This window comes from Enterobacter sp. PL_is511, assembly GCF_055816065.1.
Genome location: NZ_JBVPGP010000022.1, coordinates 112,403 through 135,366, shown reverse-complemented (window position 1 = coordinate 135,366; position 22,964 = coordinate 112,403). Strand labels below are relative to the sequence as shown.

The 22,964-nt window shown below is 55.7% G+C and carries 20 protein-coding genes; 3 read left to right on the top strand and 17 right to left on the bottom strand.

Annotated elements, in window-relative coordinates; all coding sequences use genetic code 11:
• Positions 1-10: 10 nt before the first annotated feature.
• The gene (locus AC0TN7_RS11680; protein ID WP_023310407.1) at positions 11-1,054 is read right to left on the bottom strand and encodes a GMP reductase; all 1,044 of its coding nucleotides are present in this window, start codon (positions 1,052-1,054) and stop codon (positions 11-13) included.
• A 228-nt stretch (positions 1,055-1,282) separates the two neighbouring features.
• Between AC0TN7_RS11680 and coaE the strand changes: the two genes are divergently transcribed.
• From coaE to yacG, 3 genes are read left to right on the top strand one after another with little or no spacing between them, the layout of a single operon-like run.
• Positions 1,283-1,903 carry a dephospho-CoA kinase gene (gene coaE, locus AC0TN7_RS11675; RefSeq protein ID WP_473702166.1) on the top strand — a complete coding sequence of 207 codons (621 nt, stop codon included), beginning with the start codon at positions 1,283-1,285 and terminating at the stop codon, positions 1,901-1,903.
• Positions 1,903-2,646, top strand: coding sequence for a cell division protein ZapD (gene zapD, locus AC0TN7_RS11670; protein WP_024907466.1), 744 nt, complete (start codon positions 1,903-1,905; stop codon positions 2,644-2,646). Before coaE ends, zapD begins: the two co-directional genes overlap by 1 nt.
• 9 nt (positions 2,647-2,655) lie before the next feature.
• Positions 2,656-2,850, top strand: coding sequence for a DNA gyrase inhibitor YacG (gene yacG / locus AC0TN7_RS11665; protein ID WP_045401034.1), 195 nt, complete (start codon positions 2,656-2,658; stop codon positions 2,848-2,850).
• A gap of 34 nt (positions 2,851-2,884) precedes the next feature.
• Here yacG and mutT read toward each other — a convergent pair whose 3' ends face one another.
• The 16 genes from mutT to AC0TN7_RS11585 all read right to left on the bottom strand — a co-directional run bounded on the left by mutT (position 2,885) and on the right by AC0TN7_RS11585 (position 22,953).
• Positions 2,885-3,277 carry an 8-oxo-dGTP diphosphatase MutT gene (gene mutT / locus AC0TN7_RS11660; RefSeq protein WP_024907464.1) on the bottom strand — a complete coding sequence of 131 codons (393 nt, stop codon included), beginning with the start codon at positions 3,275-3,277 and terminating at the stop codon, positions 2,885-2,887.
• A gap of 57 nt (positions 3,278-3,334) precedes the next feature.
• On the bottom strand, positions 3,335-6,040 hold the full coding sequence (secA, locus tag AC0TN7_RS11655) for a preprotein translocase subunit SecA (protein WP_024907463.1): 2,706 nt from the start codon (positions 6,038-6,040) through the stop codon (positions 3,335-3,337).
• Between the two features lie 58 nt (positions 6,041-6,098).
• Positions 6,099-6,602: a secA translation cis-regulator SecM gene (gene secM / locus AC0TN7_RS11650; RefSeq protein WP_473702165.1), complete on the bottom strand. Its 504-nt coding sequence runs from the start codon at positions 6,600-6,602 to the stop codon at positions 6,099-6,101.
• A gap of 279 nt (positions 6,603-6,881) precedes the next feature.
• Complete coding sequence (gene lpxC / locus AC0TN7_RS11645) at positions 6,882-7,799, bottom strand: UDP-3-O-acyl-N-acetylglucosamine deacetylase (protein ID WP_008501977.1); 918 nt, start codon at positions 7,797-7,799, stop codon at positions 6,882-6,884.
• A 101-nt stretch (positions 7,800-7,900) separates the two neighbouring features.
• Positions 7,901-9,052: a cell division protein FtsZ gene (gene ftsZ / locus AC0TN7_RS11640; RefSeq protein ID WP_008501978.1), complete on the bottom strand. Its 1,152-nt coding sequence runs from the start codon at positions 9,050-9,052 to the stop codon at positions 7,901-7,903.
• 63 nt (positions 9,053-9,115) lie between these two features.
• The gene (gene ftsA / locus AC0TN7_RS11635; protein ID WP_023334508.1) at positions 9,116-10,372 is read right to left on the bottom strand and encodes a cell division protein FtsA; all 1,257 of its coding nucleotides are present in this window, start codon (positions 10,370-10,372) and stop codon (positions 9,116-9,118) included.
• The gene (gene ftsQ, locus AC0TN7_RS11630; protein WP_024907461.1) at positions 10,369-11,211 is read right to left on the bottom strand and encodes a cell division protein FtsQ; all 843 of its coding nucleotides are present in this window, start codon (positions 11,209-11,211) and stop codon (positions 10,369-10,371) included. The genes ftsA and ftsQ overlap by 4 nt, the downstream gene beginning before the upstream one ends.
• Position 11,212: 1 nt before the next feature.
• Entirely contained in the window at positions 11,213-12,133 is a 921-nt protein-coding gene (locus tag AC0TN7_RS11625) for a D-alanine--D-alanine ligase (RefSeq protein WP_473702164.1), read from the bottom strand.
• Positions 12,126-13,601, bottom strand: coding sequence for a UDP-N-acetylmuramate--L-alanine ligase (gene murC / locus AC0TN7_RS11620; RefSeq protein ID WP_032649810.1), 1,476 nt, complete (start codon positions 13,599-13,601; stop codon positions 12,126-12,128). The genes AC0TN7_RS11625 and murC overlap by 8 nt, the downstream gene beginning before the upstream one ends.
• A 56-nt stretch (positions 13,602-13,657) precedes the next feature.
• Positions 13,658-14,722 (bottom strand): undecaprenyldiphospho-muramoylpentapeptide beta-N-acetylglucosaminyltransferase, encoded by a 1,065-nt coding sequence (gene murG, locus AC0TN7_RS11615; protein ID WP_061715969.1) that lies wholly within the window; start codon positions 14,720-14,722, stop codon positions 13,658-13,660.
• Positions 14,719-15,963, bottom strand: a complete 1,245-nt coding sequence (gene ftsW, locus AC0TN7_RS11610; RefSeq protein ID WP_048989648.1) for a cell division protein FtsW — start codon at positions 15,961-15,963, stop codon at positions 14,719-14,721. The genes murG and ftsW overlap by 4 nt, the downstream gene beginning before the upstream one ends.
• Complete coding sequence (gene murD, locus AC0TN7_RS11605; protein WP_024907457.1) at positions 15,963-17,279, bottom strand: UDP-N-acetylmuramoyl-L-alanine--D-glutamate ligase; 1,317 nt, start codon at positions 17,277-17,279, stop codon at positions 15,963-15,965. The genes ftsW and murD overlap by 1 nt, the downstream gene beginning before the upstream one ends.
• A 2-nt stretch (positions 17,280-17,281) precedes the next feature.
• Entirely contained in the window at positions 17,282-18,364 is a 1,083-nt protein-coding gene (gene mraY, locus AC0TN7_RS11600) for a phospho-N-acetylmuramoyl-pentapeptide-transferase (RefSeq protein WP_008501985.1), read from the bottom strand.
• Positions 18,358-19,716, bottom strand: a complete 1,359-nt coding sequence (gene murF, locus AC0TN7_RS11595; protein WP_473702163.1) for a UDP-N-acetylmuramoyl-tripeptide--D-alanyl-D-alanine ligase — start codon at positions 19,714-19,716, stop codon at positions 18,358-18,360. Before murF ends, mraY begins: the two co-directional genes overlap by 7 nt.
• Positions 19,713-21,200 carry a UDP-N-acetylmuramoyl-L-alanyl-D-glutamate--2,6-diaminopimelate ligase gene (gene murE, locus AC0TN7_RS11590; RefSeq protein WP_032649816.1) on the bottom strand — a complete coding sequence of 496 codons (1,488 nt, stop codon included), beginning with the start codon at positions 21,198-21,200 and terminating at the stop codon, positions 19,713-19,715. Before murE ends, murF begins: the two co-directional genes overlap by 4 nt.
• Positions 21,187-22,953, bottom strand: coding sequence for a peptidoglycan glycosyltransferase FtsI (locus AC0TN7_RS11585; protein ID WP_024907454.1), 1,767 nt, complete (start codon positions 22,951-22,953; stop codon positions 21,187-21,189). The genes murE and AC0TN7_RS11585 overlap by 14 nt, the downstream gene beginning before the upstream one ends.
• Positions 22,954-22,964: the final 11 nt, after the last annotated feature.

Sequence of the window (22,964 nt, the reverse complement as noted above, 5' to 3'; positions counted from 1 at the left end):
GCGAAAACCATTACAGGCTATTGAATACGCGGTTTTCCTGTTCCTGAACGCGAATAAACGTTGTACGTTTTGTCAGCTCTTTCAGGCGGGATGCCCCAACGTAGGTGCAGGCCGAGCGCAGGCCGCCGAGGATATCGCGCGCGGTGTATTCAACCGGTCCGCGCAGAGGCAGCTTCACGGTTTTGCCTTCTGCCGCACGGTATTTTGCCACGCCACCGACGTGACGGGTCATCGCGGATTCAGAGCTCATGCCGTAGAACAGCATAAATTTCTCGCCGTTCTCTTCAACCACGGTACCACCGCTCTCTTCATGGCCTGCCAGCATACCGCCGAGCATCACGAAGTCCGCACCGCCACCGAAGGCTTTCGCAACATCACCCGGCATGGTGCAACCGCCGTCGCTGATGATCTGGCCGCCGAGCCCGTGCGCCGCGTCGGCACATTCAATGACTGCAGAGAGCTGCGGATAACCGACGCCAGTTTTGACGCGTGTGGTGCATACGGAGCCCGGGCCAATACCTACTTTCACGATATCTGCACCGGAGAGGATCAGCTCTTCACACATTTCACCGGTCACCACGTTGCCCGCGATGATGGTTTTCGTCGGCCAGGCCTCACGCGCCTTGCTGACGAACTGCACGAAGTGCTCGGAGTAACCATTCGCCACATCAATACAAACGAAGTTCAGCGCCGGGTTAGCATTCAGGATCTGTTTAGTCTTCTCGAAATCCGCATCGGAGGTACCGGTAGAGACCATCACATGCTTCACCACGTCAGCAGACGCGGACGCAACGAACGCATTCCACTCTTCAGGGCTGTAATGTTTGTGCACGGCGGTGAGAATGTCGAACTGTGCCAGGGCGGTTGCCATCTCAAAGGTTCCCACAGTATCCATGTTGGCAGCGATGATCGGCACGCCAGACCAGGTCTGACCGGAATGCTTAAAGGTGAATTGACGTTCGAGTTCAACGTCTGAGCGACTTTTCAGTGTAGAGCGTTTAGGGCGGATAAGAACGTCTTTAAAACCTAACTTCAGATCTTCTTCGATACGCATGTGCGGATTCCTGGGGTTAGAGGCAAATATGTTAAAAGCACAACTCCAGTGACGTTATCATACGCACTAATACCTGCTCCGCAAGACTGCGAAATTCTCTTTTTTTACGCTACAATCCTATAAATTTACCTGGTAAAAAGCCGGTAAACGGGGCTAAACAGTGGCTGGCGCACGTAAGAATTTTAATCAACTGATTTTAAAAATGAATAATTCCCAGGATTTGATTTAATGGGGTATATCGTCGCATTAACCGGCGGCATCGGTAGTGGTAAAAGTACCGTTGCAGACGCTTTCTCTCGTTTGGGTATCACGATTATCGATGCCGATATCATTGCCCGCCAGGTGGTAGAGCCCAATACACCCGCGCTAAAGGCCATCGCAGAACATTTTGGTCAGGCCATCATCAATGCCGATGGCACACTGAATCGCCGTCAGCTTCGCGAATGCATTTTTTCCGATTCCGCGGAAAAAGCCTGGCTTAATAGCCTTCTCCACCCCATCATCCACCGGGAAACTCAGCGTCAGAGCGCCGCGGCCCGCTCGCCCTATGTCTTGTGGGTGGTTCCGCTACTGGTTGAAAATCAGCTGCAGAAGAAAGCCGATCGGGTGCTGGTGATTGATGTCTCTCCCGAAACGCAAATCCAGAGAACCATGACGCGCGACCATGTCTCGCGGGAGCATGCTGAACACATTCTTGCCGCTCAGGCTACGCGCGCTCAGCGCCTTGCCGTGGCGGATGATGTCATTGATAATAACGGCGCACCAGATGCCATTGCATCGGATGTTGCCCGTCTGCACGCGCAGTATCTGACGTTTGCCGCGCAGGCCGTTGCACAGGAAAAACCATAATGTCGACACACATCCTTTTTGAGCATCCGCTCAACGAAAAAATGCGCACCTGGCTGCGCATCGAATTCCTCATTCAGCAGCTTTCACAACATCTGCCGGTTAACGATCACGCTACGGCGCTGCACTTCTTCCGCAACGTAGGCGATCTGCTGGATGTGATTGAACGCGGCGATGTCCGCACAGAATTACTCAAAGAGCTGGAGCGCCAGCAGCGTAAATTACAGGCATGGGCTGAGGTTCCGGGGGTGGATGTAAGCCGTATCGATTCCCTTCGTCAGCAGCTTAAAACCAGCAGCAGCATCCTGATGGCCGCGCCGCGCGTCGGGCAGTTTTTGCGTGAAGACCGCCTGATTGGCCTGGTGCGCCAGCGTCTGAGCATCCCTGGCGGCTGCTGTAGCTTCGACCTGCCGACGCTGCATATGTGGCTACATATGCCACAGGCGCAGCGTGACGCGCAGGTGAACAGCTGGCTGGCAAGCCTGGAGCCTATGCACCAGACGCTGTCGCTGATCCTCGATCTGATCCGTAACTCTGCGCCGTTCCGCAAGCAAACCAGCCTGAATGGTTTCTTCCAGGATAACGGTGATGATGCCGATCTTCTGCGTCTCAATCTGTCTCTTGGCGAACAGCTTTACCCGCAGATTTCCGGGCATAAGAGCCGCTTTGCTATTCGCTTTATGCCGCTGGACAGCGAAAATGGCACCGTGCCGGAACGTCTCGATTTTGAACTGGCCTGTTGTTAAGGAGTGCCGATGTCTGATGTCACCACCGTAAGCTGCCCAACCTGTGGCAAAACCGTTGTCTGGGGCGAAGTGAGTCCGTTCCGCCCATTCTGCTGCAAACGCTGCCAGCTTATTGACCTGGGCGAATGGGCGGCGGAAGAGAAACGCATTCCGAGTAAAGGCGATCTCTCGGACAGCGACGACTGGAGTGAAACCCAGCAGTAATCTGTAAAGCCTGCTGGCGCCTCGCTCAGCAGGCCTACGGTTGTGCGACTAACCGCAGGATCACAGGTTCATTAGCTGGCGGGAATTTTTCGGCATCACTTGCCTGAAGCGCCACCCAGTTACCCGGCTGCCCCTCTTTTCCCCAGGGTTCACCTTCCCAGTTTTCCACCAGCCAGAACCACAGCGTGATGTGCCTGTCCGGAAACTGGTACTCAAGCTTATCAAACAGTGTAGCGCCAAGCGGAGTGATCCCCACCTCTTCCTGAAGTTCCCGAACCAGCGCCTCTTCCGGCGTTTCACCTGACTCGATTTTACCGCCCGGAAACTCCCACTTGTTCGCCATATGGGCGTCGGCAGCGCGCTGGGTGATGAAGATTTGGTTTTGCGGGTTGCGAATAATCCCGACGGCAATTTGCAGTATTTTCATATTGTTACTTCCATAAAAAAGGCGCAGATGTCTGCGCCTTTTTGTTTTTTTATGAACTTAGCTCAGACGGCCGTGGCACGCCTTGTACTTTTTACCGGAACCACACGGGCACGGATCGTTACGACCCACTTTACGATCGCCTGTCTGCGCGGCGATCGCCGCTGCGGCTTCGCTGTCGTCGGTCTGATGACTCAGCTGTTGCATTTGTGCCAGACGCTCGGCTTCTTCACGACGCTGCTGCTCCATCGCTTCCACTTCTTCCGGCATACGCACCTGAACCTTGCTCAGGGTGCTGATCACTTCGTACTTCAGTGACTCCAGCATAGACGCAAACATGGAGAAGGATTCACGCTTGTATTCCTGCTTCGGATCTTTCTGCGCATAGCCACGCAGGTGGATACCCTGACGCAGGTAGTCCATCGCCGCCAGGTGCTCTTTCCACAGGGAGTCCAGGGTCTGCAGCATCACGCCTTTCTCGAAGTGACGCATCATTTCAGCGCCAACAACCTCTTCCTTACGCTTGTAAACGTCCAACGCGGTTTCAAAGATACGTTCACGCAGGGTCTCTTCGTGCAGCTCAGGCTCTTTGTCCAGCCACTCTTTGATTGGCAGTTCGAGGTCAAAGTCATTTTTCAGACGTTCCTGCAGGCCTTCAATATCCCACATCTCTTCCAGAGACTGCGGTGGAATATGCGCGTCGATGGTGGCTTTGAACACATCTTCACGAATGCTGTTGATGGTTTCGCTCACATCGGACACGTCCAGCAGTTCGTTACGCTGGGTGTAGATCGCACGACGCTGATCGTTAGCCACGTCATCATATTCCAGCAGCTGCTTACGAATATCGAAGTTACGGCTTTCCACTTTGCGCTGTGCGTTAGCGATCGCTTTGGTGACCCACGGGTGCTCAATAGCTTCGCCAGGTTTCATCCCCAGCTTACGCATCATGCCGGATACACGGTCGGAGGCAAAAATACGCATCAGCGCATCTTCCATAGACAGGTAGAAACGGGATGAACCGGCATCACCCTGACGACCCGCACGACCACGCAGCTGGTTATCGATACGACGGGATTCATGACGCTCTGTACCGATGATGTGCAGACCGCCGGAAGCCAGAACGGCGTCATGACGAACCTGCCAGTCGGCTTTGATCTGGGCAATCTGTTCTGGCGTTGGGTTTTCCAGCTCCGCCACTTCAGCCTGCCAGCTACCGCCCAGCATAATGTCGGTACCACGACCCGCCATGTTGGTGGCGATGGTTACGGCAGCCGGATAACCCGCCTGCGCAACGATGTCCGCTTCTTTGGCGTGGAATTTGGCGTTAAGAACGTTGTGTTGGATACCCGCTTTCGTCAGCTCGTGCGAAACCACTTCGGATTTCTCGATGGAGATGGTCCCCACCAGAACCGGCTGGCCATTGGCCGTACGGTCGCGAATATCTTCGATGATCGCCTGAATTTTTTCCGCTTCGGTCATGTACACCAGGTCCGGCATATCCTTACGGATCATCGGACGGTTGGTTGGAACGACCACGGTATCCAGCTTGTAGATAGAGCTGAATTCAAACGCTTCGGTATCAGCAGTACCGGTCATCCCCGCCAGTTTCTCGTACAGACGGAAGTAGTTCTGGAAGGTGATAGACGCCAGCGTCTGGTTTTCATTCTGAATATCCACACCTTCTTTGGCTTCCACAGCCTGGTGCAGACCGTCAGACCAGCGACGTCCCTGCATGGTACGGCCAGTGTGCTCATCGACGATGATCACTTCGCCGTCTTTTACGATGTAGTCGACGTCGCGGGTGAACAGCGCGTGGGCGCGCAGCGCGGCGGTCACGTGGTGCATCAGCATGATGTTGCTCGGGGAGTACAGAGACTCGCCTTCTTCCATAATGCCTTCAGCAACCAGCAGCTCTTCAATTTTCACCAGACCGCGTTCGGTCAGGTTCACCTGGCGCGCTTTTTCATCAACGGAGAAGTGGCCTTCACCCTGGAAGGTATCCGAGTCCTCTTTCTCCTGACGCAGCAGGTGTGGAATGATTTTGTCGACCTTACGGTACATCTCGGAGCTGTCTTCAGCCGGGCCGGAGATGATAAGCGGAGTACGCGCTTCATCGATCAGGATGGAGTCCACCTCATCCACCAGCGCGTAGTGCAGCTTACGCTGGACGCGCTCTTCCGGACTGAACGCCATGTTGTCACGCAGGTAGTCGAAGCCGTATTCGTTGTTGGTACCGTAGGTAATGTCCGCGTTATACGCTTCACGCTTGGCTGGCGCAGGCAGGCCGGACATGTTGATGCCGACGGTCATACCGAGGAATTCGAACAGTGGACGGTTGTTTTCGGCGTCACGCTGCGCCAGATAGTCGTTGACGGTAACGACGTGAACGCCTTTACCGGTCAGCGCGTTCAGGTAAGCCGGCAGCGTTGCGGTCAGGGTTTTACCTTCACCGGTACGCATTTCCGCGATGCAGCGCTCGTTAAGCACCATACCACCCAGCAGCTGAACGTCGAAGTGACGCATGCCGAATACGCGCTTACTTGCTTCACGCACAACTGCAAACGCTTCCGGGATCAGGCTTTCTAAGGTTTCGCCTTTTTCCAGACGCGCACGGAATTCCGCCGTTTTCGCTTTCAGCTCATCATCAGAGAGCTTCTCCATCGCCGGTTCCATCCCGTTGATGACGGCAACAGCTTTGCGCATACGGCGCAGGGTACGATCGTTACGACTACCAAAAACTTTAGTTAACAATTTGATTAGCATAATAAATTCTCAAACGCCCCATCGTGGGCAGATAAATTAAGGTATTGAAAAAGTTAATTTAGCTGAGGCGTTGCGGCCCGGCACGAATGCCGTGAGTCTGGCTAATCCAGGTTGAAACAGAGAATGAGACAGGCGGAACGAGCGCGAGCTGCGTCGTATGGCGAACCATAACCGGCGGCTGGCTGTCCTGCGTGAGCAGCGCGTTGAGCGTGTCCAGCAGCGCAAGATGCTGTGCCTGCACCGGAAGCGTCTCTTCCGCAACAGGCATGGCCTGTGGTGCCATCGCGAAGGAGAGATGACGGATAACCGTGCGGATAGCGTGCTGGTGCCAGTAATCAACGGAGAAATTCGGGCGGCGGCTGGCTTCAAGCCACGCGAGGTTTGTAAAGTTAACCCGCGTGTTGAGATCGTGTTTGGTGGTAGAGGTTTTCGCGGGCGTCGCCGCTTCTGCACTGTTGCTGAGCGCAGGCAAGCCGAAACTCGCCGCGACCATCCCTAATAAGAGATGCGGCCAGAAGTAACGTCTGCCAAATTGTCGCCAGCGCGTCAGTATTCCGCTCACCTGCTCCACCCAATAAGCCAGCCTTGCAGAGGCTGAGTTCAGTTATTCTTTTTAGCGCCCAGATAGTACCACTAAAGCTAATGTACATCAGCAGGAATGAGGTGCCGCCGCGGGGAAAAACGGTCAAGAATGCAGCTAACGCACACATTTTCTGCGTAAGACAAACGAGAGATAACGCCGGGGCAAACGAAGAAGGGTAAAAATAAAAACGACTGGTCTTCCTGGTCGGAGAGAGTACCAGGTTAACCAGTCGATTTTTTTACGAAACGGTTTGAACCGTTACGCCAGAACCATGCTTGGTGCTTTGAAAGCCAGCGGCAGTTCAGCTTCGTCTTCGAAGGTCACATATTCCCAGGCTTCCTGTTTTGCCAGGACGGCCTGCAACAGTTTGTTGTTCAGCGCATGACCGGATTTGAACGCGGTAAATGCACCAATGATGTTGTGACCACACATGAACAGGTCGCCGATAGCATCCAGCATTTTGTGACGAACGAATTCATCTTCGAAACGCAGGCCGTCTTCGTTCAGTACGCGATAATCGTCAACAACGATGGCACAATCGAAGCTGCCGCCCAGGCACAGGCCGCGGGACTGCAGATATTCGATATCACGCATGAAGCCAAATGTACGGGCTCGGCTGATCTGGCGCATAAACGCATCAGCAGAGAAGTTCATCGCATAGCGTTGGGTGCTGGAGTCAATCGCCGGATGGTTAAAGTCGATGGTAAAGTCCAACGAGAAACCATTGTACGGTTTGAATTCAGCCCACTTGTCGCCATCTTCGACGCGAACGGTCTCTTTGATGCGTACAAATTTCTTCGCGCAGTTCAGTTCTTCGATGCCGGCATCCAGCAACAGATAGACGAACGGTGCAGCACTGCCATCCATAATCGGGATTTCTGGCGCATCGACTTCAACAATAATGTTGTCGATACCCAGACCCGCCAGGGCGGCGTTCAGGTGCTCTACGGTAGAAATCCGCACGTCATGCTCGTTCACCAGACAAGTACAGAGCATAGTATCACGCACAGATTTGGCATCGGCCGGAAAATCTACCGGTGGATTCAAGTCGGTGCGACGATAGATGACCCCGGTATTGGCCGGCGCAGGGCGTAACGTCAGCGTGACTTTCTTGCCGGTATGTAAACCGACACCAGTCGCCTGAACGATACGTTTAAGTGTCCTTTGTTTGATCATCGTATAATCTCGCCAAATTAACTATCCAACCGAGAGTGTATATCACTAACGGTGGGCCAGTTTAGCACAAAGAGCGCAAATCCCCTAATTCCAGCCAATTCTTAGTCAGCTTGCTTACGCAGGAACGCCGGGATATCCAGATAATCTGGCTCTTTCGCCGTTTGCGGCGTTGGGTCATTCACCACTTTCGCGGCCGGTTTCTGCTCCTGAGTCAGAGGAGACATACCGTGCTGCTGGTAACGATCCATTACCGGTTGCTGAGTCTGCTTGTTGGTCACTAAGGTGATCTCAGGACGTTTGTCCATACCGATACCGGTCGCAACAACGGTAACACGCAGCTCGTCGTTCATTTCAGGGTCAAGGGAAGTACCGATTACCACGGTAGCGTTGTCAGAGGCGAACGCACGGATAGTGTTACCCACGGTTTCGAACTCATCCAGACGCAGGTCGAAGCCAGCGGTAATGTTGACCAGCACGCCGCGCGCACCAGACAGATCGATATCTTCCAGCAGTGGAGAAGAGATAGCCATTTCAGCCGCTTCTTCTGCACGGTCTTCACCGCTCGCCACGCCAGAGCCCATCATCGCGTAGCCCATTTCGGACATCACGGTGCGAACGTCTGCAAAGTCAACGTTCATCAGGCCAGGACGGGTAATCAGTTCAGCGATACCCTGAACCGCACCTTTCAGCACGTCGTTTGCTGCACCGAATGCGTCCAGCAGGGAGATACCGCGCCCCAGAACTTTCAACAGCTTATCGTTCGGGATGGTGATCAGCGAGTCCACATGCTTGGACAGCTCGGTGATACCCTGCTCCGCGAACGCCATACGCTTCTTGCCTTCAAAGTTGAAAGGCTTGGTCACGACAGCAACGGTCAGGATACCTAAATCTTTTGCCACTTCAGCCACAACAGGTGCTGCGCCGGTACCGGTACCGCCACCCATACCTGCTGCGATGAAGACCATGTCCGCACCTTCCAGTGCAGCGCGCAGGGCTTCACGATCTTCTTCAGCCGCATTGCGACCCACTTCCGGGTTAGCCCCTGCTCCCAGCCCTTTGGTGATACCACCGCCGATCTGGATAGTCTGGCCTACAGCCGTTTTACGCAGTGCCTGTGCATCGGTGTTAACTGCGAAGAACTCAACACCCTCAATGCGTTCACGCACCATATGCTCTACGGCGTTACCGCCGCCGCCACCGACGCCGATGACTTTAATCACCGCGTCGTTGGTCAGTTCCATAGGTTCAAACATAATTTCTCTCTCCGTTGTGCCTGTCGCCCGAGACCGCTAATTCTCTCCGGTCTCTTAAAAAAATTAAAACTCTTTTCGCAACCAGTTGTTCAGTCGTTTGACCCACGACCCCACTGAGACGCGTTTTTCCACTTCTGCTTCACCACTGAGATGAGATTCCTTCCCGTAGTGGAGCAGGCCCACGGCCGTTGAATAATACGGCTCCTGAGCATAATCCGTTAAACCGGTGATATTCAGCGGCGCACCAATACGCACCTGCGTATGGAACACGCGCTGTGCACAGGCCGCAAGACCTTCAATTTGCGCTGCGCCGCCGGTTAATACAATCCCCGCCGCAAGATGATGTTTAACGCCCTGCTGACGAAGCTGTTCCTGTAACTGTAAAATCTCTTCGTTGACCAGGTTGAGCAGCTCGGTATAGCGCGGCTCAATCACCTCTGCCAACGTCTGGCGCTGCAGGCTGCGCGGTGGACGACCACCAACGCTCGGCACTTCAACGCTCTCATCTTTGCCAACAATAGACCCCAGCGCACAGCCGTGGCGCACTTTAATCGCTTCTGCATCGCTCGGCGGCGTACCAAAAGCGTAAGCAATATCGCTGGTCACGACGTTCCCTGCGTACGGGATCACTTTGGTGTGGCGCAACGCACCGCCGGTATATACGGCAATATCCATTGTACCACCACCAATATCGACCACACAGACACCCAGTTCACGTTCATCTTCGGTCAGCACGGAATAACTTGCCGCCAGACCCGCGAAAATAAGTTGGTCAACTTTCAGGCCACAACGTTCAACGGCTTTTACAATGTTCTTCGCCATATCGTTGTGACATGTGATCAGGTGCACTTTTGCCTGCATACGTACGCCAGAAAGACCGACCGGGTTCTTGATCCCTTCCTGGTAGTCAATCGCATATTCCTGCGGGATGACATGCAGCACGCGATGCTCATCGCGGACGCGCACGGACTTCGCCGTGTGCACGACGTTTTCAACGTCTTCCTGCGTGACTTCTTCCTCAGAAATCGGCACCATACCAATTTCGTTCTGGCAGCTAATGTGCTTACCAGAAAGGGCCAGATAGACAGAAGAAATCTGGCAATCTGCCATCAATTCAGCCTGATCGATGGCGCGCTGAACGCATTTCACCACCGATTCAAGATCGTTTACCCCACCTTTATCCATACCACGGGACGGGCAACTGCCTACGCCAATGATATTGACCATACCGTCGGGCAGAACTTCCCCTACTAAAGCGGCAACCTTCGCGGTGCCAATCTCCAGTCCAACTACCAGTTTTCTGTCCGTCGCCTTGATCATTGTTGTTCTGCCTGTACCTGTGCCTGATTCTGTTGCTGATTAGGTTCCTCGACCGGAGCCGGTACCCAACCGACTGCTGCGCCTGAGTCATAGCGCAAATCAACGTAGCTTATCCGTTTGCCGTCAGTCTGTGCCTGCTGCTGTAAAACCGGGTAAAGTTCGACAAAACGCGCCAGACGCTTCATTGTGTCTCCGCGTCCCAGGTTGAGCTTAATGCCGTTCGTTAACGTCAGCTGCCAGGAACGGCGCGCCGTCATGGCAGCATCTTTTAACGTAAACCTGTCCTTCGCCAGCACCTGACCCATTTCGCGAAAACCCTGTAACACTTCGTTTTCGCTGCCTTCAGGGCCATACAACATCGGTAAATTTTGCTTGTTGACACGATCGGTCGGGACGCTGAAGGAATTTCCGTCTACGTCAACCATGTGCTGATCATTCCAACGCGCAATGGGCACATATTCAACCAGATGAATCTTCAATTCATCAGGCCATTGCTTTCTTACGCTCGCCTGTTTTATCCATGGCAGACGTTCTATCTGGCTCTGGATAATATTGACGTCCTGCGTCATAAAGGTGCCAGGCGAGCCCAGCGCCAGTATTGACTGACGAATATCGTCGTTACGCGTGTAGTGGCGCTCGCCGGTGACCACCAGCTTAGAGAGCGGCAACCGCTGCGCATCTTCCATCCAGCCCAGGACCATCCAGCCGCTGATAAACACAGTGCACAACACCCCGAGCAGGAAAATGATGCCTGCAAGACGCGTTCCATTACTGCGGCGTGAAGAGGTGTATTCGTCCTCGTCATCGCGGTTGCGCGTGTTCAATGCAGCCTGAGACATATCAGCCCGCCTGGTCCAGAATGCGTACGACTAACTGCGAGAAACTCATCCCCGCCTGACGCGCAGCCATCGGCACAAGGCTGTGACTGGTCATTCCCGGAGAGGTATTGGCTTCCAGCAAATAAAATTGCCCATCACTGTCCTGCATCACGTCGATGCGTCCCCAGCCGCGGCAACCCAGAACATGCCAGGCTTTAAGCACCAGGGACTGTAAATCTGCTTCACGCTCGGCTTCAAGACCACAAGGGCAGAAATATTGCGTCTCATCAGAGAGATACTTCGCCTCATAATCATAGAAGGTTCCGGCCGGTTGGATACGGATTGACGGTAAAATTTCTTCGCCAAGCATCGCGACGGTAAATTCTGGCCCGCTGAGCCATTTTTCAATCAGAACTTCTTCATCATGTTGAAATGCCAGTGCTAAAGCGGACGAAAGATCTTCAGCTTTGTCGACTTTGGACATTCCCACACTGGAGCCTTCCCGGCTGGGCTTTACAACAACCGGTAAGCCCAGTTCAGCAATGTGTGTATTAACGCTATCCGGCAGGCCCAATTCAAATTCGCGACGCGTCAGTGCAACCCATGGCGCAACGGGTAACCCAGCGCCCTGCCACAGGAGTTTGCTGCGCAGTTTATCCATAGAGATAGCGGAGGCCATCACGCCGCTGCCGGTGTACGGCATGCCGATCAAATCCAGAAGCCCCTGCAGGGTGCCATCTTCACCGCCGCGACCATGCAAAGCGATAAAGACTTTATCGAAACCCATGGCTTTTAATTGCGTCACGTCGACCTCTTTTGGGTCGACCAGGTGCGCATTGACGCCCCCTTCACGCAGGCCCGCGAGCACAGCCGCGCCGGAATTCAGGGAAACCTCACGCTCGGCGGAGGTGCCGCCAGACAGGACAGCAATCTTATCAGCCATGATGCTCATCCTCCTGAGTTTGCGGCTTCAGTTTGATTTCAGCTAAGGTACGGGCGATTTTGCCGATATTTCCCGCGCCCTGAATCAGAATCAAATCGTTACCTGTCAGGACCGGAGCCAGAATTTCCGCCACCTGTGCAGGGTCAGAAACCAGAATAGGGTCAACTTTACCGCGTCCACGGATGGTGCGACATAAAGAACGACTGTCTGCGCCCGGAATCGGAGTTTCGCCCGCTGAATAAACATCCAGCATTAACAGTGTATCGACCTGTGAAAGGACGCTGGCGAAATCGTCGTACAGATCGCGCGTACGCGTGAAGCGGTGCGGCTGGAAGATCATCACCAGATTCTTGTCAGGCCAGCCTGCACGTGCGGCTTTGATGGTGGCGTCCACTTCGGTCGGATGGTGGCCGTAGTCGTCCACCAGCATCGCTGTGCCGGCTTTACCGTTCACGGCGTCCAGCGGGAATTCACCGAGGAAGTCGAAACGACGGCCGGTGCCCTGGAAGCTTTCCAGCGCGCGCAGAATCGCATCATCATCAATGCCTTCTTCCGTCGCGACGGCCACTGCCGCTGCGGCATTGAGGGCGTTATGACGACCTGGCGCATTCAGCGTGACGTGCAGCAGTTCTTTGTCCTGACGCGCCAGCGTGAAATGCCCCTGCGCACCAATCTGTTTGTACTCTTCCACGCGAACGTCAGCGTCTTCGCTGAAGCCGTAAGTGGTGATTTGACGACCCACGCGCGGCAGCAGCTCGCGGATCACCGGATCGTCTACGCACATCACCGCGCGTCCATAGAACGGCAGGTTGTGCAGGAAGTTGATGAAGGTCTGCTTTAGGTTTTCGAAGTCGCCCTGGTAGGTATCCATATGGTCAGCTTCGATGTTGGTGACAATCGCCACCATTGGCTGCAGGTGCAGGAACGACGCGTCGCTCTCATCCGCTTCGGCAATCAGATAACGGCTGTGGCCCAGACGCGCATGTACGCCTGCGGCTTTGACCAGACCGCCGTTGACGAAGGTCGGATCGAGACCCGCTTCCGCATAAATACTGGAGACCATCGCCGTGGTCGTGGTTTTACCGTGGGTCCCGGCAATGGCAATGCCGTGACGGAAACGCATCAGTTCCGCCAGCATTTCAGCACGGCGGATCACCGGAATGCGCGCTTCATGCGCGGCAACGATTTCCGGGTTGTCAGAGGAAATGGCGCTTGAGACCACCACCACGCTCGCATCGCGCACGTTTTCCGGACGATGGTTGAAATAGATAGTCGCCCCAAGCGATGCCAGCTGCTGCGTAACAGGGTTTGGCGCCAGGTCAGACCCGCTGATCTGATAGCCTTCGTTAGCTAACACTTCGGCAATACCGCCCATGCCAGCACCACCGATGCCAACAAAGTGAATGTGCCGGACGCGACGCATCTCGGGCACGATTGAACGCAGTTTTGCCAGTTGTTGTGTATTCATTCTCTAAACGCCATCGACTACTTAAAATTCGTGCCGCGCTTCACGCGCTGCGAGGGTTAAGCCTGGGCTGCCAGGCTCACTTCTTTTGCCACCCGTTCCGTCGCATCAGGGATAGCGGCCGCGCGCGCGCGTTGCGCCATCTCCAGCAGTGCGTCTCTGTTCCAGCCCGCCAGGGTGGTGGCGACCGCGTCGGCGGTAAATTGTGGCTGCTCAAATATCTTCGCGGCACCGGCTTTCTCAAGCGGCAGCGCATTCCAGTACTGCTGTCGGTCTTTGTGCTGGAACGGCACAAACAGGGCAGGCAGACCGGCGGCGGCGATCTCGCTCACCGTCAGCGCGCCTGAACGACAGACCACGACATCGGCCCAGGCATACGCTGCCGCCATGTCGTCGATAAACTCTGTGACTTTATGCTGCGGCTGACCTTCGTCTGAGTAAGCCTGCTCAACGGTCTGCTGAGCGCCTTTTCCGCTCTGGTGCCAGATCGTCACGGCATCCCCCAGCTTTGCGGCAACCTGCGGCATCGTCTGGTTTAAGATACGCGCGCCCTGAGAGCCGCCGACGACCAGTACACGCACCGGCCCTTCACGGCCCGTCAGACGAGCGTCCGGCAGCGGCAGCGCCAGCACGTCCACACGCACCGGGTTACCTACGACGTCCGCTTTCGGGAACGCGCCGGGAAACGCCTGCATAACTTTGGTGGCGATTTTCGCCAGCCACTTGTTGGTCAGACCGGCAATACCGTTCTGCTCATGCAGCACAACGGGAATACCTAACGACCACGCCGCCAGCCCGCCAGGCCCCGAGACATAGCCGCCCATGCCCAGCACCACATCCGGCTTAAAGCGCTTCATGATGGTGCGCGCCTGACGCCATGCGTTAAAAATACGCACCGGTGCCAGCAGCATTGCCTTAAGGCCTTTGCCCCGAAGGCCGGAAATACGAATAAAGTCGATCTCGATACCGTGCTTCGGTACCAGATCGGCTTCCATGCGGTCTGCGGTTCCCAGCCAGCGTACCTGCCAGCCCTGATCCATTAAATGGTGCGCAACCGCCAGTCCCGGGAACACGTGTCCGCCGGTACCGCCTGCCATCACCATTAACCGCTTCGGTTGATTCATCGTGAACCTCGTGTAAACGCCTGGGCTTTTTCCAGACGCGTCTCATAATCTATACGCAACAAAAACATGATGGCCGTCGACATAATCAACAGACTGGAACCACCATAACTGATCAACGGCAACGTCAGACCTTTGGTCGGCAGCATACCCGCTGCGGCCCCGACGTTAACCAATGCCTGGAAGCTAAACCAGATACCAATTGAACAGGCTAAGAATCCTGAGAAGCGGTGATCGATCTCCAGCGCTTTCCGGCCGATGGACATGGCGCGGAAAGCGACGAAGAATACCATTAATAGCGCTAATACCACACCGATATAACCCAGTTCTTCCGCAATAATGGAGAAGATGAAGTCAGTGTGCGCTTCCGGTAAATACTCCAGTTTCTGTACCGAGTTACCCAGACCCTGTCCCCAGACTTCGCCGCGACCAAAGGCCATCAGCGACTGAGTCAGCTGATAACCGCTGCCGAACGGATCTTCCCACGGGTTCCAGAACGAGGTTACACGGCGAATACGGTAAGGCTCGGCGAGGATCAGCAGCACAACCGCCGAAATCCCCATTCCGATGATAGCGATGAACTGCCACAGCTTCGCGCCCGCCAGGAACAGCATCGCCAGGGTGGTAACGAACAGCACGACAACGGTACCGAGGTCAGGCTGCGCCAGCAGTAATACCGCCAGCACCAGAATCACGCCCATCGGTTTTAAGAAGCCGCGCAGGTTGTTACGCACTTCATCTACCTTACGCACCAGGTAGTTAGCCAGGTAGCAGAACAGGGAGAGCTTGGTAAATTCCGCAGGTTGAATACGCAGCGGGCCAAAGGCGATCCAGCGCGATGCCCCGTTAACAGAGCTCCCCACCACCAGTACGATCAGCAGCATAATAATCGAGGCGATCAGCATCGCCGTACTGTGCCGCTGCCAGAACTCCATTGGCAGACGCAAGGTCACCAGCGCCAGGCAAAATGCCAGGATGATGTACAGACCATCACGCTTGGCAAACAGGAAAGGATCGTTCGCCAGACGCTGCCCGACAGGCATTGAGGCTGACGTCACCATAATAAAGCCGACCGCTGCCAGCCCCATCGTGAGCCAGAACAGCGTGCGATCGTACATGACCAGGCTATCGTTATCTTTTTGACGAGAGCCCATCACCCAGCCTTTGAGTGCCGCAAACAACCACACCAGGATCCCAAATCCTGGCAGGCGCGGCATTTTCAGGCGAGGGAGAGATAAACGCATCAGCCTAACTCCTTCGCCAGGCGGGTAAAGACATCACCACGCTGTTCGAAATTCTTGAATTGATCGAGGCTGGCGCAGGCCGGAGAGAGCAGCACCATATCGCCTGGCTTCACGCGAGGAGCAATCAGCCGCATCGCCTGTTCCATGGTTTCGGTTTGCTCGGCGACCTCAGGGCGCAGTGCAGCCAGCTCGCTGCCGTCACGGCCGAAGCAGTACAGACGGACGTTATCACCGGAAAGATACGGTTTCAGGGAGGAGAAATCCGCTGATTTACCGTCGCCGCCCAGCAGCAAATGCAGCGTGCCGTCAACGTGCAGGCCGTTCAGCGCGGCCTCCGTGCTGCCCACGTTGGTGGCTTTAGAATCGTTGATCCAGCGTACGCCGTTGTGCTCCAGCGCCAGCTGGAAACGGTGTGCCAGCCCAGAAAACGTGGTTAATGCTTTCAGGCTGGAGGAGCGTGGCAACCCTACTGCATCTGCCAGCGCCAGCGCCGCCAGGGCATTGGTATAGTTGTGCTGACCAGTGAGCTTCATCTCTTTCACGTTCAGCACTTTCTCACCCTTCACGCGCAGCCAGGTTTCGCCCAGCTGGCGGTTCAGGTGGTAATCCCCCATCGTAATACCGAAGCTGATGCAGCGATCGTCTGCGCCACGCACCGGCATGGTCAGCGCATCATCGGCATTCACTACGCAGACTTTGGCATTCTCATAAACGCGCAGCTTGGCGGCACGGTACTGCTGCAGACCAAATGGATATCTGTCCATGTGATCTTCAGTCACGTTGAGGATTGTCGCAGCCGCAGCGTGCAGGCTGGAGGTTGTTTCCAGCTGGAAGCTGGAAAGCTCGAGAACATACAGCTCACAGCCTTTGTCCAGCAGCATCAGAGCGGGTAAACCAATGTTACCGCCAACGCCGACGTTCATGCCCGCCGCTTTCGCCATTTCACCCACCAGGGTAGTGACGGTGCTTTTACCGTTAGAACCGGTAATGGCGATAACGGGCGCCTGCGCTTCGCGGCAGAACAGCTCAATATCGCCGATAATCTCAACGCCCGCATCCGCGGCAGCGCTCAGTGAAGGATGCGCCAGCGCCATTCCCGGGCTGGCGACAATCAGATCGGCTGCCAGCAGCCAGTCATCATTCAGACCACCAAGGTGGCGTTCAACCTGTTCAGGCAGTTTGTCCAGACCCGGCGGAGAGACACGCGTATCCATCACGCGCGGCGTCACGCCACGCGCGAGGAAAAAGTCCACGCAGGAGAGCCCCGTAAGGCCCAGCCCGATGATAACGACTTTTTTGCCCTGGTAATCTGCCATGATTAACGTACCTTCAGCGTTGCCAGGCCAATCAGCACCAGCATCAGCGAAATAATCCAGAAGCGCACAATCACGCGCGGCTCCGGCCAGCCTTTCAGTTCATAGTGGTGGTGAATCGGCGCCATACGGAAGATGCGCTGACCGCGCAGCTTGAAGGAACCGACCTGCAAAATCACCGACAGGGTTTCAACCACAAACACGCCGCCCATGATCACCAGCAGGAACTCCTGACGCAGCAGTACGGCGATAATGCCGAGCGCACCGCCCAAAGCCAGAGAACCGACGTCCCCCATAAAGACCTGCGCCGGATAGGTGTTGAACCACAGGAAGCCCAGCCCCGCGCCGACGATCGCCGTACAGACGATCACCAGCTCACCCGCGTGGCGCAGATAAGGGATGTGCAGGTAGTTCGCAAAGTTCATGTTACCGGTCGCCCATGCCACCAGCGCAAAACCGGCGGCCACAAAGACGGTTGGCATAATGGCCAGGCCATCCAGACCGTCGGTCAGGTTTACGGCGTTGCCGGTACCGACAATCACAAAGTAGGCCAGCAGGATGTAGAACAGCCCCAGCTGTGGCATCACGTCTTTAAAGAACGGCACGACCAGCTCGGTGGCTGGCGTATCTTTCCCGGCCAGATACAGCGCGAAGGCCACGCCCAGCGCAATCACCGACATCCAGAAATATTTCCAGCGGGCAATCAGGCCTTTGGTGTCTTTACGAACAACTTTGCGGTAATCATCAACAAAACCGATGATCCCGTAACCCACCAGTACCGTCAGAACGCACCAGACGTACGGGTTGGAGGGATAGGCCCACAGCAGCACGGAAACGACGATGGCGGTCAGGATCATGATCCCGCCCATGGTCGGCGTACCGCGTTTGCTGAAGTGCGATTCCGGACCGTCGTTACGTACAACCTGACCGAAAGAGAGTTTTTGCAGACGGGCAATCATGCGCGGGCCCATCCACAACGAGATGAACAGCGCAGTCAGCAGGCTGACGATGGCGCGAAACGTCAGATATGAAAAGACGTTAAAGCCTGAATAATATTTGACCAAATGTTCGGCCAGCCAAACTAACATGTCCCGTTCTCCTGTAATGCGTGCACAACCTCTTCCATGGCGGCACTACGTGAACCTTTCACTAACACAGTCACAATTTGTTTTTCTGCAATCAACGCTTTAAGGCGCTCTATCAACGCGGCTTTGTCAGCAAAATGCTCGCCAACGCCGCTGGCATAGCTAATCGCCTGGCTCAGTTTTCCTGCGCTCAGCACACAGTCCAGCCCCGCCGCTTTCGCCGCTTCACCGACCTGGATATGACAGGCTTCGCTTTCGTCGCCCAGCTCTGCCATATCGCCAACCACCATGACGCGATAGCCCGGCATTTCAGATAACACCTGCACCGCCGCCGTCATCGAGCCAACGTTCGCGTTGTAGGAGTCATCCAGCAGCAGCTTATTTTCCGAAAGCTGAATCGGGAACAGACGTCCCGGCACGGCTTTCAGGTTCGCCAGCCCGGTTTTAATCGCTTCATGCGACGCGCCCACCGCCGTCGACAACGCCGCCGCCGCAAGCGCATTGGCGATGTTATGGCGACCCGGCAGCGGCAGCAGCACATCGACACCACCCGTTGGGGTGGTGAGGGTGAACTCTGTGCCGTGCGACGTCACATGGATATTGGTCGCGGTAAAATCACTGTTGACCGCATTCGGCGAGAAGCGCCAGGTTTTACGCGAACCAATAATGCTCTGCCAGTTCAGCCAGTCGTTGTTATCGGCGTTCAGGATGGCGATACCGTCATCCGGCAGGCCGGTGTAAATCTCACCTTTGGCTTTTGCTACGCCTTCCAGCGAGCCAAAGCCTTCCAGATGCGCAGCCGCGAGGTTATTCACCAGTGCGGCTTCCGGGCGAGTCAGGCTCACGGTCCAGGCGATTTCGCCCTGGTGGTTTGCCCCTAACTCGATCACCGCAAATTCATGTTCTTTGGTCAGGCGGAGTAATGTCATCGGCACGCCGATGTCATTATTGAGGTTGCCCGCGGTATAAAGCGTATTCCCGCACTGGCTGAGGATCGCCGCCGTCATCTCTTTCACCGACGTCTTGCCTGATGATCCGGTCAGGGCGACAACGCGCGCAGGGACCTGCTGACGGACCCAGGCGGCCAGCTCACCGAACGCGAGACGCGTATCTTTCACCACAATTTGCGGCAGTTCGATATCCAGCTTGCGGCTGACCAGCAGCGCACCGGCGCCGTTCTCTTTGGCCTGTTCAGCAAAATCATGCGCGTCAAAACGCTCGCCTTTCAGCGCCACAAACAGACAGCCTGCGGTGATTTTGCGGGTGTCCGTCGTGACGGCATCAATCGTCAGGTCTTGCCCGTGCAGGTCGCCCTGCAGAATGGCAGCGGCCTGGCTTAACGTGATGCTAATCATGCCACGACTCCCAGCAGACGTGCTGCCGTTACGCGGTCCGAGTAGTCCAGACGGCGATTGCCAACGATCTGATAATCTTCATGGCCTTTACCCGCCAGCAGGACAACATCATTCTCCCGCGCTTGCATGATGGTGTTAGTCACGGCTTCCGCACGGCCTTCCACCACGCGAGCGCGGCCCGCGTCCAGCATGCCCGCCAGAATGTCATTAATGATGGCGCGCGGCTCTTCCGTACGCGGGTTGTCATCGGTGACTACCGGAATATCTGCAAACTGCTCGGCAATAGCCCCCATCAGCGGGCGTTTGCCTTTGTCGCGATCGCCGCCGCAGCCAAACACGCACCAGAGCTTCCCTGTGCAGTGCAGGCGCGCCGCTTCCAGCGCTTTTTCCAGCGCGTCCGGCGTGTGGGCATAATCAACCACAACGGTCGGTTTGCCCGGCGCGCTGAACACTTCCATACGGCCGCAAACTGGCTGCAGACGTGCTGAGGTTTTCAGCAGCTCAGCCATTGGATACCCCAGCGCCAGCAGCGTCGCCAGCGCCAGCAGCAGGTTGCTGACGTTAAACGCGCCCATCAGGCGGCTTTCAATTTCACCTTCACCCCAGGAAGAGGCAAAGCGGATTGTCGCCCCGCTGTCGTGGTAATTCACTTCAACCGCCTTCAGCCAGCGGCCGTGGCAGTTTGGATTGATATGGTCTTCCATCGACACTGCAACCGCATCCGGCAGCTTCGCCAGCCAGCGGCGGCCCACTTCGTCGTCGGCGTTGATGATGGCTTGTCCGTAATGGTGAGTAGAGAACAGCAGCCATTTCGCGGCTTCGTAATGCTCCATATCACCATGATAATCAAGATGATCGCGGCTCAAATTGGTAAACACGGAAGCGGCAAATTTCAGCGCCGCGACGCGGTGCTGTACCAGACCGTGCGAAGAGACTTCCATCGCAGCAAAGGTTGCCCCCTGCCCTGCCAGACCGGCAAGCACATGCTGTACGTCTACCGCGGAACCGGTGGTGTTTTCCGTCGGGCTCACTTTGCCCAGCAGGCCATTACCCACGGTCCCCATCACCGCACCGGTTTCACCCAGCAGCTGGGCCCACTGCGCCATCAGCTGCGTGGTGGTGGTTTTACCGTTGGTACCCGTCACGCCAACCAGGCGCAGCTGGTCGGAAGGTTCGTGATAAAAACGCCCCGCCAGTGCGGAAAGACGTTCGTTTAACTGGCTGAGATAGATGACCGGTACGCCGTGCATTTCACGGATCTCACCGTCGGTTGCCTCATCTTTAGCCTCAGCAATAATGGCAGCCACACCTTGCGCAATCGCCTGCGGGATATAACGACGCCCGTCCGCCTGATGACCGACCACCGCCACAAAAAGATCGCCAGAAGCAGCCACGCGGCTGTCCAGTATCATCTCTCGCAGTGCTCGCTCCGGTGCATTTGGCACCCACGGAGCGAGAAGGTCGCGCAAATTACGATCTGCCACCTGTACCCTCGCCTTGATTAATTACAAATTCACTTTTTTCGCCCGTCGCCAGCGCATCCGGTTCAATGTTCATGGTACGTAACACGCCGCCCATGATAGCCCCGAACACAGGCGCGGAGACGGCGCCGCCGTAGTATTTACCCGCCTGTGGATCGTTAATAACGACCACCAGCGCAAAACGCGGATTGCTTGCAGGCGCAACGCCTGCGGTATAGGCAATGTATTTGTTGATATAGCGGCCATCCGGCCCCACTTTTTTCGCCGTACCGGTCTTGATAGCGATGCGATAACCTTTGATTGCCGCCTTCACGCCGCCGCCGCCGGGCAGCGCCACGCTTTCCATCATATGAACAACAGTACGGACGGTCGATTCCGGGAAGATACGCTCACCGGGAACCGGTGGATCAACTTTGGTAATCGACAGCGGACGATAAACGCCATAGCTGCCGATCGTTGCGTAGACTCGCGCTAACTGTAACGGTGTCACCATTAGCCCGTAGCCGAAAGAGAAGGTGGCCCTCTCTATGTCAGACCACCGTTGTTTTTGAGGATATAAGCCACTGCGTTCTCCGACCAACCCCAAATTGGTCGCCTTTCCAAGCCCAAAACGTGAGTAAGTCTCTACTAACGCTGAGGACGGCATCGCTAACGCCAGCTTTGAAACACCGACGTTACTCGACTTCTGTAACACCCCGGTCAGGGTCAATTCGCTGTAGCGCGCCACGTCTTTGATTTCGTGACCGTTAATTCGGTAAGGAATGGTATTCAGTACGGTATTTTCATTAACGATACCGCGCTGAAGTGCAGTCATGACGACCATCGGCTTAACGGTCGAACCCGGTTCGAACACGTCGGTGATGGTACGGTTACGCATAATATCCTTTTGCGTACCGGTAAGATTGTTAGGGTTGTAGGACGGGCTATTGGCCATCGCCAGCACTTCACCCGTGTTGACATCAACTAACACGGCACTGCCCGATTCCGCTTTGTTAAAGGCCACGGCGTTGTTCAGCTCGCGGTAAACCAGCGCCTGTAACCGCTCATCGATACTCAGCGCAAGGTTGTGTGCTGCCTGGCTGTCCGTTGAGGAAATATCCTCGATCACGCGACCATAGCGGTCTTTACGCACAATGCGCTCACCGGGCTGACCGGTCAGCCATTTATCAAAGCTTTTTTCAACGCCCTCAATCCCCTGGCTATCAACGTTAGTAAAGCCAATGAGGTGAGCAGTCACTTCGCCGGATGGATAGTACCGGCGGGATTCTTCGCGCAGATGGATCCCCGGCAGCTTCAATTTTTTGATGTAGTCCGCCATGTCAGGATTCACCTGACGCGCCAGATAGATAAAGCGCCCTCTCGGGTTGGTATTCACGCGTGAAGATAACTGGTCCAGCGGCATCTTCAGCGCATCCGCAAGGGCCTTCCACCGGTTATCAAGCGTGATGCCGCCAGCATCATGCAGTTCTTTCGGATCGGCCCAGATAGCCTTCACCGGTACGCTCACCGCCAGCGGACGACCCGAGCGGTCGGTGATCATCCCACGGGATGTCGACACTTCCTGGACGCGCAGAGAGCGCATATCGCCCTGGCGTACCAGCATGTCAGGGGCGACGATTTGTAGCCAGGCCACGCGTCCGAGCAGGAAACCCAGCGCCAGTAAAATGCAGCCGCAAAGCAACGCAAAACGCCAACTGACAAAGTTGGCCTGTTCTTCCTGACGTTTTGGTTTTAGCGTTTTTGCCGCTGCTTTCATGCGTCGCGTTT